The sequence below is a fragment of the Aliiruegeria haliotis genome (assembly GCF_003003255.1).
In the GTDB taxonomy this organism is placed as follows: Bacteria; Pseudomonadota; Alphaproteobacteria; order Rhodobacterales; family Rhodobacteraceae; genus Tropicimonas; species Tropicimonas haliotis.
In genome coordinates this window covers 918,182-930,966 of sequence record NZ_PVTD01000001.1, presented here as the reverse complement: position 1 = coordinate 930,966, position 12,785 = coordinate 918,182, and the positions used below count along the sequence as shown (strand labels likewise).

The 12,785-nt window shown below is 63.5% G+C and carries 12 protein-coding genes; 10 read left to right on the top strand and 2 right to left on the bottom strand.

The window, feature by feature from the left end:
• Positions 1–37: 37 nt before the first annotated feature.
• A complete protein-coding gene (locus tag CLV78_RS04225) occupies positions 38–1,405 on the bottom strand; it encodes a class II 3-deoxy-7-phosphoheptulonate synthase (protein WP_106203484.1) in 1,368 nt (455 codons plus the stop codon).
• Between the two features lie 303 nt (positions 1,406–1,708).
• Between CLV78_RS04225 and CLV78_RS04220 the strand changes: the two genes are divergently transcribed.
• Positions 1,709–2,725, top strand: coding sequence for a GlxA family transcriptional regulator (locus tag CLV78_RS04220; protein ID WP_106203483.1), 1,017 nt, complete (start codon positions 1,709–1,711; stop codon positions 2,723–2,725).
• 78 nt (positions 2,726–2,803) lie between these two features.
• Here the strand turns inward: CLV78_RS04220 and CLV78_RS04215 are convergent, their stop codons facing one another.
• Positions 2,804–3,232, bottom strand: coding sequence for a hypothetical protein (locus CLV78_RS04215; RefSeq protein WP_106203482.1), 429 nt, complete (start codon positions 3,230–3,232; stop codon positions 2,804–2,806).
• Positions 3,233–3,407: 175 nt separating this feature from the next.
• Here CLV78_RS04215 and CLV78_RS04210 point away from each other — a divergent pair, with 175 nt between their 5' ends.
• From CLV78_RS04210 to CLV78_RS04170, 9 genes are all read left to right on the top strand, one after another.
• Positions 3,408–5,327: a M10 family metallopeptidase gene (locus CLV78_RS04210; RefSeq protein ID WP_158263415.1), complete on the top strand. Its 1,920-nt coding sequence runs from the start codon at positions 3,408–3,410 to the stop codon at positions 5,325–5,327.
• Positions 5,328–5,458: 131 nt separating this feature from the next.
• Positions 5,459–6,565: a PQQ-dependent sugar dehydrogenase gene (locus CLV78_RS04205; RefSeq protein WP_106203763.1), complete on the top strand. Its 1,107-nt coding sequence runs from the start codon at positions 5,459–5,461 to the stop codon at positions 6,563–6,565.
• A gap of 149 nt (positions 6,566–6,714) precedes the next feature.
• Positions 6,715–7,893: an ABC transporter substrate-binding protein gene (locus CLV78_RS04200; RefSeq protein WP_106203480.1), complete on the top strand. Its 1,179-nt coding sequence runs from the start codon at positions 6,715–6,717 to the stop codon at positions 7,891–7,893.
• Between the two features lie 132 nt (positions 7,894–8,025).
• Positions 8,026–8,817: an ABC transporter ATP-binding protein gene (locus tag CLV78_RS04195; protein ID WP_106203479.1), complete on the top strand. Its 792-nt coding sequence runs from the start codon at positions 8,026–8,028 to the stop codon at positions 8,815–8,817.
• Positions 8,814–9,236 (top strand): hypothetical protein, encoded by a 423-nt coding sequence (locus CLV78_RS04190; RefSeq protein ID WP_106203478.1) that lies wholly within the window; start codon positions 8,814–8,816, stop codon positions 9,234–9,236. Before CLV78_RS04195 ends, CLV78_RS04190 begins: the two co-directional genes overlap by 4 nt.
• A gap of 4 nt (positions 9,237–9,240) precedes the next feature.
• Complete coding sequence (locus CLV78_RS04185; protein ID WP_106203477.1) at positions 9,241–9,957, top strand: ABC transporter ATP-binding protein; 717 nt, start codon at positions 9,241–9,243, stop codon at positions 9,955–9,957.
• Complete coding sequence (locus CLV78_RS04180; protein ID WP_106203476.1) at positions 9,957–10,325, top strand: hypothetical protein; 369 nt, start codon at positions 9,957–9,959, stop codon at positions 10,323–10,325. Before CLV78_RS04185 ends, CLV78_RS04180 begins: the two co-directional genes overlap by 1 nt.
• A gap of 6 nt (positions 10,326–10,331) precedes the next feature.
• Positions 10,332–11,342, top strand: coding sequence for a branched-chain amino acid ABC transporter permease (locus tag CLV78_RS04175; protein ID WP_106203475.1), 1,011 nt, complete (start codon positions 10,332–10,334; stop codon positions 11,340–11,342).
• On the top strand, positions 11,339–12,634 hold the full coding sequence (locus CLV78_RS04170; RefSeq protein WP_106203474.1) for a branched-chain amino acid ABC transporter permease: 1,296 nt from the start codon (positions 11,339–11,341) through the stop codon (positions 12,632–12,634). Before CLV78_RS04175 ends, CLV78_RS04170 begins: the two co-directional genes overlap by 4 nt.
• Positions 12,635–12,785 lie beyond the last annotated feature (151 nt).

The window sequence follows — 12,785 nt, the reverse complement described above, 5'->3', positions numbered from 1 at the left end:
AACGACAGGCGGCTTTTCTCATGATGTCTGCGTACAATCAGCCAGCCGCGCGCGCAGCCTCGCGACGGTTGGACAGCTCCTCGGCCACGAGGAAGGCAAGTTCCAGCGATTGCGAGGCGTTCAGGCGCGGATCACAGGCCGTGTGATAGCGGTCGGAGAGGTCTTCGTCCGTCACCGCCCGCACGCCACCGGTGCATTCGGTCACGTCCTGGCCCGTCATCTCGAAATGCACGCCACCCGGAACCGTGCCCTGCTCACGATGGACCGCGAAGAACTCGCGAACTTCGGACAGGACCTGATCGAAGGGCCGGGTCTTGTAGCCGGTGGACGACTTGATCGTGTTGCCGTGCATCGGGTCGCAGGACCAGACCACGTTGGCGCCCTCGGCCTTCACCGTTTCCACCAGACGCGGCAGGTGCTCGCCGACCTTGCCGGCACCGAACCGGGCGATGAGGGTCAGGCGACCTTCGTCGTTTTCCGGGTTCAGCTTCTCCATCAAGACCTTGAGGTCCTCGGCGCTGGTGGTCGGGCCGCACTTGAGTCCGATCGGGTTGATCACGCCACGGCAGAACTCGACATGGGCGCCGTCCGGCTGACGGGTCCGGTCGCCGATCCAGATCATGTGACCGGAGCCGGCAATGGTCTGTCCGGTGGTCGAATCGACACGGGTCAGCGCCTCTTCGTATTCCAGCAACAGCGCCTCGTGGCTGGTGTAGAAATCCACCATGCTCATGGAGGCGATGCGGTCGGAGTTGATGCCCGCCGCGGTCATAAAGTGCAGCGCATCGGAGATCCGGTCCGACAGCGTGCGATACCGTTCCGCCTTGTCGGCCTCGGCAAAGCCGGTGGTCCAGGCGTGCACGCGATGGATATCGGCGAAACCGCCGGTGGAGAAGGCGCGCAGAAGGTTCAGCGAGGCGGCGGCCTGGGTATAGGCACGCAGCATCTTGTCGGGATCGGGGATCCGGGCGGCTTCGGTGAAGTCCAGCTCGTTGATGATGTCGCCGCGGTAGCTCGGCAGTTCCACCCCGTCCTTGACCTCCGTGGGCGCGGAGCGCGGCTTGGCGAACTGCCCGGCCATGCGGCCGACTTTCACCACCGGCACCTTGGCGCCATAGGTCAGGACCACGGCCATCTGCAACATGACCTTGAAGGTCTCGCGGATGGTGTCGGCGGAGAATTCGGCGAAACTCTCGGCGCAGTCTCCGCCCTGCAACAGGAAGGCCTCACCCCGGCCGGCCTTGGCCAGTTCGTCGCGCAACCTCCGTGCCTCGCCGGCGAAGACCAGCGGCGGATACTTCGCGAGACGGGCCTCGACGGCGTCGAGCTTATCCCGGTCGGGATAGTCGGGCATCTGTATCCGTGGCTTGGTGCGCCAGTCAGATTTGTTCCAGACCCGTGTCATGTCGTCCTCCAGACGTGTGATCGATTTCGGTTCGGCGTGTATAAACGGGAGCCGCAATGATGGAAACGGGAAATTTTCGGGCATATTCACCCGCAAATGCCTTATCTTGTTGCGCATGGAACGCCGCCACACAGAATTGCCCGGCCCCTGCGCCCAGTCTACCGCGCATCCGGCAAAGGCATGGCTTGGGCGTCGAACCGACGACCGAATCCGAATTGTCTGCAGCGAAGCGCGTCACGCCCCCTTGCGGCGCGGCGCGTTTAAGGCTTTCGATAGCGGGGACGCAATCCGCGCGAGTAGAAGATGACGACAGGTTCCAACCAGCCAGAGACTTTCGTTCCGGTCGCCGATGATGGCGCGCGGTCGCGCCGGTTCGTCTTCGTCCTTCTGGACCAGTTCACGATGCTCTGTTTCGCTTGTGCGATCGAGCCGCTCAGGATTGCCAACCGTGTCTCCGGAAAGACTTTGTATTCCTGGGTGACGGCCGGTGAAGGCGGAGAGCACGTCTCGTGCTCCAACGGCGTGGAGTTCATGGTCGACATGGATCTCGACGAGGTCGGCCGCGACGACACGATTCTTGTCTGCGGTGGCGTCGACGTACAGGCGGCGACCAGCAAGAAGCTGCTGAACTGGATGCGCCGGGAGGCACGCCGCGGCGCGGTCATGGGAGGGTTGTGCACTGCCGGATACGCATTGGCCCGCGCCGGGCTGCTCGACGGGAAACGGGCAACGATTCACTGGGAGAATCAGGACAGCTTCGCGGAGGAATTCGAGGAGGTCACCCTGACCAAATCCGTCTTCGTGCAGGACGGGAACCGGATCACCACGGCCGGAGGCACCGCCTCGATAGACCTGATGCTGAAGATCATCGCCGACGATCACGGCGAGGAGCTTGCCGGCGCGGTTGCCGACCAGCTCATCTATTCCTCGATCCGGACCGACCAGGACACGCAGCGGCTTTCGATCCCCACCCGGATCGGCGTCCGGCATCCCAAACTCAGCCAGGTCATCCAGATTATGGAGCAGAACCTGGAGGAACCGATTTCTCCCTCCCTTCTGGCCAAGGATGTCGCGCTGTCCACACGGCAGCTTGAACGGCTGTTCCGCCGCTATCTCAACCGGTCGCCAAAACGCTACTACATGGAGCTGCGGCTCCAGAAGGCGCGCAACCTGCTGATGCAGACCGACATGAGTGTGATCAACGTGGCCCTGGCCTGTGGCTTCACTTCGCCCAGCCATTTCTCCAAGTGCTACCGCGCCCACTACCAGACGACGCCCTATCGGGAGCGCGGCGCACAGGCCAGTCGCCTGACGATCTGAGTGTTGACCTGATTGGCGACGTCGCCGGAAGCTTGCTTGCCTCGCCATCGCTCTACAGGTGCGCGGGGCGGTCGCCGTTCAGAACATGCTCAGGAGCGGGCCGGGCGCACCGTGAAGCGCGAGGTTGATGACCACGATCTCGTCACCCCGGTCATGCAGGAGAACGTAGACGAAGGCATAGGTCTCCCCCACCCAGTAGACACGTCCCTCGGCCGCGAACCCACCGTCCATCTCGTCCCGCTTGATGACCTGCACCGCCTCGAAGTCCCGCGGGAACATAGCCCGGGTCTGGGACGTGATCGATTGCAGATCTGCCAGCTTGAGGTTCTGCCCGCCGCCCATCGCCTGGAACAGGACACCGAACTCGCGCGCCATGATCTTCTCGTCGATGAAGGCTTCGAAGGAGGCGTAATCCTCGAACACTGATGGGCGATCCTGCGCAGTTGCCGTTGAGCCAAACGGCAGCAGCGACAGCGACAGCAAGGTGGCGACTAGTATATTTCGCATGTGGTCCTCCGGATTCGTCGCCAGATTAGAGCAACTTCACGGCAAGGGTGACCCCAAACCCCACTGTCGGAAAACCGCCGACAGTCGTGCGGATCGCAATCGGCTTTAGGAGAACCGGGCCTTTCTGGGGTAACGTTGGGGAAGAATGCGTGCAGCGACATCAGGGGGATCCGGGATGGCAGCACCCAGGAAGCTGAAGACAATCACCTTCTCCGAGAAGCCGGTCAACACCGTCGATCCGGTCTACACCTTCAAAAATGTCTGGGAGGATGGCGACGACCTCGACGTTCGGTTCAAGGGAATTGTCTACACGGACAGCTGTGCCCCGAACACGCCGATCATCGCCGGCGACACCAGCTACATGAGCCCGGTGAAAATCACCTTTTCCCACAATGTTTCGGGGATCGCCCTGTCGGCGGGCTGCTTCGACAATGCCCGATCCACGCGCATCACCGTTTTCGGAGACAACGATTTCAAGGTGACGCACACGTTCAACCCCGCAAGCGACAAACTCTATCGCCGGTTCAAGTTCGACTACGGCGAGAACGTGATCAAGAAGGTCATCATCAAGTCGACCGCCCGGGAGGAGGCCGGGTTTTCGGTGGACGACATCAAGCTGACCATTCGTCCCGAGGCGGAGCCGGTGTCGAAGAGCAATGATGAGGGGATCGATTCGCTGATCGGTCCCGAAAAATGGGCCAGCAAACTGATCAAGTACAGCTTCGTGAAGGCAAACACCGACCGGCCCGGCTACGGCGACGGTCCGCAGACCTTCAACGGGTCGAAGAACCGCGCCGACACCCAGGCCCCGTTGACCAATGGCGAGAAGGCCATGGTCCGCAAGGCGCTGGACATGTGGGACGACTACGGACAGATGCGGTTCCGGGCGGTGCCGGACAGCAATGACGACCCCGGGCAGTTGCGCTTCGCCCGGGGCGCCATCAATGCGCCAGCGGATGCCTGGCTGCCCGGAGACCTCGCCCGGGACGGTGATGTCACGTTCAACACCGCCAACCGCGGGGCGGAGAAGCAGCCCGGGGAGTATCGCTTCACGGCGGTGACCCTGCACGAGGTCGGCCACGCCATCGGCCTGAGCCACCCGCACCAGCGTCGCGGCGAGGGCAAGGCGCTGGATCCCTCCAAGGACAGCGTGGAATACTCGGTGATGAGCTACCGCTCCTATCGGGGCGAAGATCTCGCGGCGTCGACCGGGTATACGGTGGCGCGGGGCGACTACCCTGAGACCCCGATGATCAACGATATCGCCGCGATCCAGTACCTGTATGGCCCGAGATGGAGCACCAACAAGGGCGACACCGTCTATCGCTTCGATCCGTCGGAGGCGACGATTTTCCGGACCATCTGGGACGGGGGCGGCACCGATACCTACGATGCCTCGGCCTACGGGAGCGCGGTGAAGCTCTATCTTGGGCCGGGATTCTGGTCGAGTTTCAAGAAGAGCCAACTCGCGGTGCTCGATCCCGGTGGCCGGGGGGCAGCGGACGATACGCTGGCGCGCGGCAGTGTCGCCAATGCCGAGCTTTACAACGGCAACACGCGCTCGATGATCGAGAACGCGATCGGAGGTCGTGGAAACGACAAGATCTTTGGCAACTGGATCGACAACACCCTCGAAGGACGACGGGGTATGGACACCATGGATGGGCTGGCCGGGCATGACCGGCTGATCGGTGGTGCCGGCCGGGACCGGATGGATGGTGGCACCGGCAACGACTACCTGCGTGGCGAAGGCCAGAAGGATCGCATGACGGGCAATGCCGGCCGGGACGATTTCGTGTTTCGCAAGGCCTCCGACAGCAACCCGATCAATGGCCGACGCGATGTTATCACCGATTTCAAGCGTGGTGAGGATCACATCCTGCTCGCGGCTTTCGATGCCGACGCCACACAGGCCGGCCGCCAGGATTTTACCTTCATCGGCCAGCAGCCCTTTTCCGCCGCCGGGCAGATCCGCTTTTTCAAGGTCGGCCAGAAGACCGTCGTCCAGGCCAGCACCGACGACGATGCGGCCGCCGAATGGGCGGTCGATCTCAGGGGTAGAATGACCCTGACGGCGGACGATTTCATTCTCTGAGGGCGGGCTCCGATCACATTGCGGTCAGCCCGGCGGTTCGTCGGGGGGCAGTGGCGTGACGGATGGCTTTCGAGGGCTAATGTCGACTTATGGATGAATTGCACCCCCTGCCCCGCCTTCGTCAAAGCCTGATGCACGGTCTGCTGTCGCTGGCAATCCTCTGTCTGTTCAGCCCACCCGCAACGGCCGAGCGCCACAAGTTGGCGGACTTCGAGGTCGAGGTCACGGAAGTGGCGTCCGGCTTCGACACCCCCTGGGGCCTCGCCTTCCTGCCGGGCGGCGGCGCACTGGTCACCGAGCGTGGCGGCCGGCTCTGGCGGCTGTCGGCGGACGGAACGCGGACCCGTGTTCGCGGAGTTCCAAAGGTCGCGACCACTGGCCAGGGCGGCTTGCTCGACGTCCTGCTCCCCCGTGACTTCGCCGAGACACGGCACGTGATCCTGTCCTATGCAAAGCCGATGCGGCGCGGGTCGGGAACGGCTGTCGGAATGGGGCGCCTGTCGCGGGACGGGCGCCGCCTGACCGGGTTCCGGGTGTTGGTCGAAATGGCGCCCGGCACGACGGGCGGGCGCCATTTTGGCTCCCGCCTAGTCGAGGGCCGGGACGGGGCGATCTACGTCACGGTTGGCGACCGCGGCGACCGGCCATCGGCGCAGGACCCCGGCCGGATCAACGGATCGGTCCTGCGGATCGCGCGCGACGGGCGCGCTCCGGCAGACAATCCCTTCGTGTCACAAGCCGGCGCCCGGCCGGAAATCTGGTCGCTGGGTCACCGCAATCCCCAAGGCATGGCCCTCGATCCCTCTGGGCAGCTCTGGGCGGTGGAACACGGCGCGCAGGGTGGCGATGAGATCAACCGGATCAAGCGTGGGGCGAACTACGGTTGGCCGGTGATTTCTTACGGACAGCATTATTCCGGCAACAAGATCGGCGAAGGCACTTCGAAGCCCGGAATGGAACAGCCCGCCCACTACTGGGACCCCTCGATCGCGCCCTCCGGGATGGCCATTCTCGGCAACGACCTGTTCCCGGAATGGGCGGGCGATTTCCTCGTCGGATCGCTCAAGTTCGACATGATCTCGCGCCTCGAAAACCGCGCGGGACGCCTGACGGAGGTGGAGCGCATTGCGCTTCCCGAAACCCAGCGGGTCCGGGATGTGCGCGAGGCCCCGGATGGCTCGGTCTGGTTCCTCTCGGAAGGCAACGGCGCGATCTACAGGATGACGCCAGCGCGGTGACACTCCCTGCACGGGTCCGACGGCAATGATGCGATTCCCCGCTGTGGCGCAGCATCGCGCCACGCCGCGTGTTCGGGGAGACTTCCCATTTCGCTCCGCTGCCCATAACGTGGCGCCCGGACACGAGTTCCAACTGGGAGACATATACAATGAAGAAACTTCTGCTGGCGAGCGCCGCCACCCTGCTGGCCACCGCAGCCACCGCCGAAGAGGTCAAGCTGGGCGTCCTGCTGGGCTTCACCGGTCCGATCGAATCCATGGCTGTTTCCATGGGCGATGGCGCTGAACTGGCGATCCAGGAAGTGAGCGAGTCGGGCAAACTCCTCGACGGCTCGACCGTCGTGCCGGTGCGCGCCGACTCGACCTGTATCGATTCTGCCGCCGCCACCGCGGCCGCCGAGCGCCTGATCACCTCCGACGGTGTGTCCGGCATCGTAGGGGCGGCCTGTTCCGGGGTCACCGGTGCCGTGCTTGCCAACGTGGCCCGCGCCAACGGCATGGTCATGATCTCGCCCTCCGCCACCTCGCCCGCGCTCTCGGAGGCCGAGGATGATGGGCTGTTCTTCCGCACAGCGCCGTCGGATGCCCGTCAGGGTCAAATCATGGCCGAGTTCCTCATGGAGGAAGGCGTCAAGGAAGTTGCGCTTACCTATACCAACAACGACTACGGCAAGGGCCTTGCCGACAGCTTCCAGGCCGCCTACGAGGCTGCCGGTGGTTCAATCACCATCTCCGCTGCACATGAGGACGGCAAGGCCGACTATGCTGCCGAAGTGGGGGCGCTGGCTTCTGCCGGTGGCGATCTTCTGGTGGTGGCCGGCTACGCCGATCAGGGTGGTGCCGGTATCGTGCAGGCCTCCCTGGATTCGGGCGCTTTCGACCGGTTCCATTTCCCGGATGGCATGAAGTCGGATTCGACGATCCAGAACTTTGGCTCCGATGTCGATGGTTCGACAGGTCAGCAGCCCGGCACGGACAGCCCCGGTGCCGCGAAGTATGCCGAAGTTGTCGGTGGTGCCTTCGACCCGACCGCGATCTTCTCCGGCGAAAGCTATGACGCGGCTGCACTCATCATGCTCGCAATGCAAGCGGCCGGATCATCTGATCCGAAGGTCTACAAGGACAAGGTGATGGACGTGGCCAACGCACCGGGCGAGCAGATCTTCCCCGGCGAGCTGGCCAAGGCGCTTGAGATCCTCGCCGGTGGTGGTGACGTCGACTATGTCGGCGCAACGGCAGTCGAGTTCATCGGTGGTGGCGAATCCGCCGGCAGCTATGAAATGGTCAAGGTCGAAGGCGGCGAGTGGGTCACGCTCGGCTACCGCTGAGCCATGCTGCGTCGGGGGGCACCCTTGCCGTCCGGCGACACTTGACGTAACAGCGGGCGGCCCGGGTCAATCCCCGGGCCGCTTGCGTATCCTGAGAGCGCGACGACCAGCGACAGGCCCAGGGGACAGAACATGATAAGGGTCGAGAACCTTCACAAGCACTTCGGCGGGTTCCGTGCCTGCGACGGCGCGAGCATCGAGATCGCCGAGGGCTCCATCACCGGGTTGATCGGGCCGAACGGAGCTGGAAAGACCACGCTTTTCAACGTGATCGCGGGCGTTCTTCCGCCAACCAGCGGCAAGGTCTTCATGGGTGACGAGGATGTCACCGGCCTGCCCCCGCACGAGCTCTTTCACAAGGGCGTCCTGCGAACCTTCCAGATTGCCCACGAGTTTTCCTCGATGACCGTGCGGGAAAACCTGATGATGGTTCCCGGCGGTCAGTCGGGCGAGACGCTCTGGAACACCTGGTTCAACCGCGGCCAGATCGCCCGTGAGGAAGTCGAGATCCGTCGCAAGGCGGACGAGGTTCTGGAGTTCCTGACCATCGACCACCTGGCCGACGAGAGGGCCGGCAACCTGTCCGGCGGCCAGAAGAAGCTGTTGGAACTGGGGCGGACGATGATGGTCGACGCAAAGATCGTCTTCCTCGACGAGGTCGGCGCCGGCGTCAACCGGACGTTGCTGCGCACCATCGGCGACGCCATCATCCGCCTCAACAAGGAACGTGGCTATACCTTCTGCCTGATCGAGCACGACATGGATTTCATCGCGCGCCTCTGCGATCCGGTGATCTGCATGGCGGAGGGAAAGGTGCTTGCCGTGGGCGGCGCCCGCGAGGTCATGGAAAATGACCTCGTCATCGAGGCCTATCTCGGCACCGGCCTGAAGAACAAGGTCAAGGAAGAAAAGGCCGGCACATGAGGTGGCTCCTGCAAGCATTTGTAATTGCAGCGTTACCGGCACTTTCCACCGAAGCTGCCGCACAGCAGGATCAGGGCGAGGCCGCCGAGGTGATCCTGTTCAAGTGCTTTTTCGACTGGAGATGCGACCCGAACCGGAAATGCGACCATGCCGGGCTCGACCTTCGCATCAGGCACAATACCGACACCAACAAGGCCGAGTTCCTCGGCGATCACGGCAGCCCGCTGGACACGGTCGGCGTGCATATCGGGGATCGGTCGGTGAGCTTCCTGAGCTACCAGATATCGGGCGCCGTGGATGTGACCACCATCGCGCTGATGGACGGCGAGGCCATCCACACCTCGCATCGGATCAAGGGGATCACGATGACCCCGGAACAATACCTGGGCGAGTGTATCGCCCTGCCCTCCTCGGAGTGAGCGCATGAGCGAGAAATTCCTGATCGGTGACAGGATGTCGGGCGGCTACGGCCAGGGCCCGAACATCCTGCACGGCTGCACCCTTGCCGTCGACAAGGGGGAAATCGCGGTGATCGTCGGGCCCAATGGCGCCGGCAAGTCCACCGCGATGAAGGCGGTCTTCGGCATGCTGAACGTGCGCGAGGGCGCCGTGCGGCTCGGAGGCGAGGACATCACCGCGCTGACACCGCAGAACCGGGTCGGCAAGGGCATGGCTTTCGTGCCGCAGACCAACAACATCTTCACCTCGATGACGGTCGAAGAGAACCTGGAGATGGGCGCCTTCCTGCGGGACGACGACATTTCCGAGACGATGGAGCAGGTCTACGACCTGTTCCCGATCCTGCGCGACAAGCGCCGGCAGGCTGCGGGCGAGCTTTCGGGCGGCCAGCGCCAGCAGGTCGCCGTCGGGCGGGCACTGATGACCCAGCCGACCGTACTGATGCTCGACGAGCCGACTGCCGGTGTCTCGCCCATCGTCATGGACGAGCTTTTCGACCGGATCATCGAGGTTGCGCGAACCGGCATCTCGATCCTGATGGTGGAACAGAACGCCCGCCAGGCCCTTGGAATCGCGGACACCGGCTATGTTCTGGTGCAGGGCCGCAACGCCCATACCGGGACCGGAAAGGCGCTGCTGGAAGACCCGGAGGTCCGCCGGACCTTCCTGGGAGGGACGTGATGAGGACGACGTTTCACACGGCGGTTGTCGCCGGACACGCGTCGGCCACCATGGCCCCGGCCGAGACGCCGACATGCAGGACCCTCAAGACCTTTGACGGCGCAGGAAACTGCCGGACGAACGCGGAGACCCTGTCCTTCGCCTTCGAGCCGGTCAAGGTGCGCCGCTCGGGCGAAGGCGAGTGGCGTCTGAGGTACAACGGAAGGACCGCCCGTGCCGACGGAGCGTCCGAATATGGCCCGTTTCTTTGGGCCGAGGGCACGAATGACATTCAATCGCTGATGCTGTCTGACGAAACCCACATTCTCTGGCACAGCGCCCGGTCATCCGGCGCGGTGATCCGTTTCATGAATTGCGAGGAAGGGTAACGAAAGATGGACCTTCTCAATGCCTTCGTGGCGCTTCTCAACTTCGTTATCGTTCCGGCGACGGCCTATGGCAGCCAGTTGGCGCTCGGCGCGCTCGGGGTGACGCTGATCTATGGCATCCTGCGCTTTTCGAACTTCGCCCATGGCGACACGATGGCTTTTGGGGCCATGGTGACGATCCTTTTCACATGGCTGTTCCAGGCCATCGGGATTTCGATCCAGCCGCTGCCCACGGCGCTTGTCGCGCTGCCCTTCGGCATTGCGGTGACGGCGGCGATGATGCTCTTGACCGATCGATGGATCTACCGTTTCTACCGTGAACAGAAGGCAAAGCCGATCATCCTCGTGATGGCCTCGCTTGGCGTGATGTTCGTGCTCAACGGTGTTGTTCGGGTCATCATCGGCCCCGGCGAGCAACGGTTCAACGACGGCGAGCGGTTCATCATCCGAGCCCGCGATTTCAAGGAGATGACCGGTCTGAGCGAGGGGCTTGCCTTCAAGACATCGCAGGGTATCACCATCGTGGTCACCATCCTGGCCGTGGCGGTCCTCTTCTGGTTCCTGAACCGGACCCGCACGGGCAAGTCGATGCGGGCCTATTCCGACAACGAGGACCTTGCGCTTCTCTCCGGCATCGACCCGGAGAAAGTGGTCCGTGTGACCTGGATCCTGGCCGCGATCCTCGCGACCACGGCAGGCGTTCTGTACGGGCTCGACAAGGCCTTCAAGCCCTTCACCTACTTCCAGCTACTGCTGCCGATCTTCGCCTCTGCCATCGTCGGCGGGCTGGGCAATCCGCTTGGTGCGATCGCAGGTGGCTACATCATAGCCTTTTCCGAGGTGACCCTCACCTACGCCTGGAAAAAGGTCGCCACCTACGTCTTGCCGGACAGCATGGCGCCCGACGGCCTCGTCCAGTTGCTGTCGACCGACTACAAATACGCGGTCTCGTTCACGATCCTGGTGATCGTGTTGATCTTCAAGCCCTACGGGATCTTCAGGGGGAAAGCGGTATGAACCGGAACGCTCTTCTCTTCGGCGGGGTTGCCCTGCTCTATGTGCTGACGGGCTTTTTCCAGTCCTGGAACACGGCGCTGGCGATCTTCAACATGGGCCTGATCTCCGCCGTGATGGCGCTTGGCGTGAACATCCAGTGGGGCTACGCGGGGCTCTTCAACGTCGGGATCATGGGCTTCGTTGCCCTTGGGGGACTTGCCACAGTTCTGGTCTCCGCCCCCCCGGTTGGCGAGGCCTGGGCCGCTGGCGGTCTGCGCATCCTGATCGCATTGGTGGTCGGCGCCGGAACCGTTCTGGCCGGGGTTCTGACGTTCAAACGCATGACGCCCGGACGGGCACGCAACCTTGCGGTCATCGGGATCTTCGTCGTGGGATTCGTGCTGTACCGGACGCTCTTCGATCCGGCCCGTGACGCGATCGAGGCTGTGAATCCATCGGTGTCCGGGTTCCTTGGCGGTGCGAACCTGCCGATTCTCATTGCATGGCCGGTCGGGGGCCTGATCGCGGCCGGAGCCGCGTGGCTCATTGGCAAGACCGCGCTTGGCCTCCGCTCCGACTACCTCGCGATTGCCACGCTCGGCATCGCGGAGATCATCATCGCGGTGATGAAGAACGAGGACTGGATGGCGCGCGGGGTGAAGAACGTTGTCGGCCTGCCGCGCCCGGTCCCCTACGAGGTCGATCTTCAGGAAAGCACCACCTTCGTGGAACGCGCCGTAGGCCTGGGCCTCGATCCCGCCGCGGCCTCTTCGCTTTGGGTCAAGATCCTCTACGCCGGGCTGTTCGCGGCCGTCTTGCTGGCGCTCATCTGGCTCACGCAGATGGCGCTGAACTCGCCTTGGGGGCGGATGATGCGGGCCATCCGCGACAACGAGACCGCAGCCGAGGCGATGGGCAAGGACGTGACGCGCCGCCACCTTCAGATCTTCGTCATCGGGTCCGCGATCTGCGGCATGGCCGGTGCGATGATGACGACACTTGACGGGCAGCTGACCCCCGGCACCTACCAGCCGCTCCGGTTTACCTTCCTGATCTGGGTGATGGTGATCGTTGGTGGATCGGGGAACAACTGGGGTTCGGTGCTCGGCGGATTCCTGATCTGGTGGCTCTGGATCCAGGTCGAACCGATTGGCGGCGCGATCATGAACGTGGTGACCCTGCCGCTGCCGGATGGCTCCGGCCTGAAGGAGCACCTGCTGGATTCGGTGCAGCACATCCGGTTGCTGACAATGGGTGTGGTGCTGCTGCTCGTGCTCAGGTTCAGCCCAAGGGGTTTGATCCCGGAGAAATAGCCGTCGGGCAATATCCCGATACTGGAAGGGCCTGCGGATTTCCGTGGGCTCTTTTTTTGCGTTCCCTTGCAGGGGTGTCGCGGAGACCAGGCGTGCCGTTCACCTCGACGCGTTTTCCTCAGACGAGACCGGCGAAGCTCAGCCGCGCACA

Excerpts from the sequence above, each read along its gene's own strand:
- CLV78_RS04225 (WP_106203484.1), bottom strand. The coding sequence starts at position 1,405 with ATGACACGGGTCTGGAACAAATCTGACTGGCGCACCAAGCCACGGATA.
- CLV78_RS04220 (WP_106203483.1), top strand. The coding sequence starts at position 1,709 with ATGACGACAGGTTCCAACCAGCCAGAGACTTTCGTTCCGGTCGCCGAT.
- CLV78_RS04215 (WP_106203482.1), bottom strand. The coding sequence starts at position 3,232 with ATGCGAAATATACTAGTCGCCACCTTGCTGTCGCTGTCGCTGCTGCCG.
- CLV78_RS04210 (WP_158263415.1), top strand. The coding sequence starts at position 3,408 with ATGGCAGCACCCAGGAAGCTGAAGACAATCACCTTCTCCGAGAAGCCG.
- CLV78_RS04205 (WP_106203763.1), top strand. The coding sequence starts at position 5,459 with ATGCACGGTCTGCTGTCGCTGGCAATCCTCTGTCTGTTCAGCCCACCC.
- CLV78_RS04200 (WP_106203480.1), top strand. The coding sequence starts at position 6,715 with ATGAAGAAACTTCTGCTGGCGAGCGCCGCCACCCTGCTGGCCACCGCA.
- CLV78_RS04195 (WP_106203479.1), top strand. The coding sequence starts at position 8,026 with ATGATAAGGGTCGAGAACCTTCACAAGCACTTCGGCGGGTTCCGTGCC.
- CLV78_RS04190 (WP_106203478.1), top strand. The coding sequence starts at position 8,814 with ATGAGGTGGCTCCTGCAAGCATTTGTAATTGCAGCGTTACCGGCACTT.
- CLV78_RS04185 (WP_106203477.1), top strand. The coding sequence starts at position 9,241 with ATGAGCGAGAAATTCCTGATCGGTGACAGGATGTCGGGCGGCTACGGC.
- CLV78_RS04180 (WP_106203476.1), top strand. The coding sequence starts at position 9,957 with ATGAGGACGACGTTTCACACGGCGGTTGTCGCCGGACACGCGTCGGCC.
- CLV78_RS04175 (WP_106203475.1), top strand. The coding sequence starts at position 10,332 with ATGGACCTTCTCAATGCCTTCGTGGCGCTTCTCAACTTCGTTATCGTT.
- CLV78_RS04170 (WP_106203474.1), top strand. The coding sequence starts at position 11,339 with ATGAACCGGAACGCTCTTCTCTTCGGCGGGGTTGCCCTGCTCTATGTG.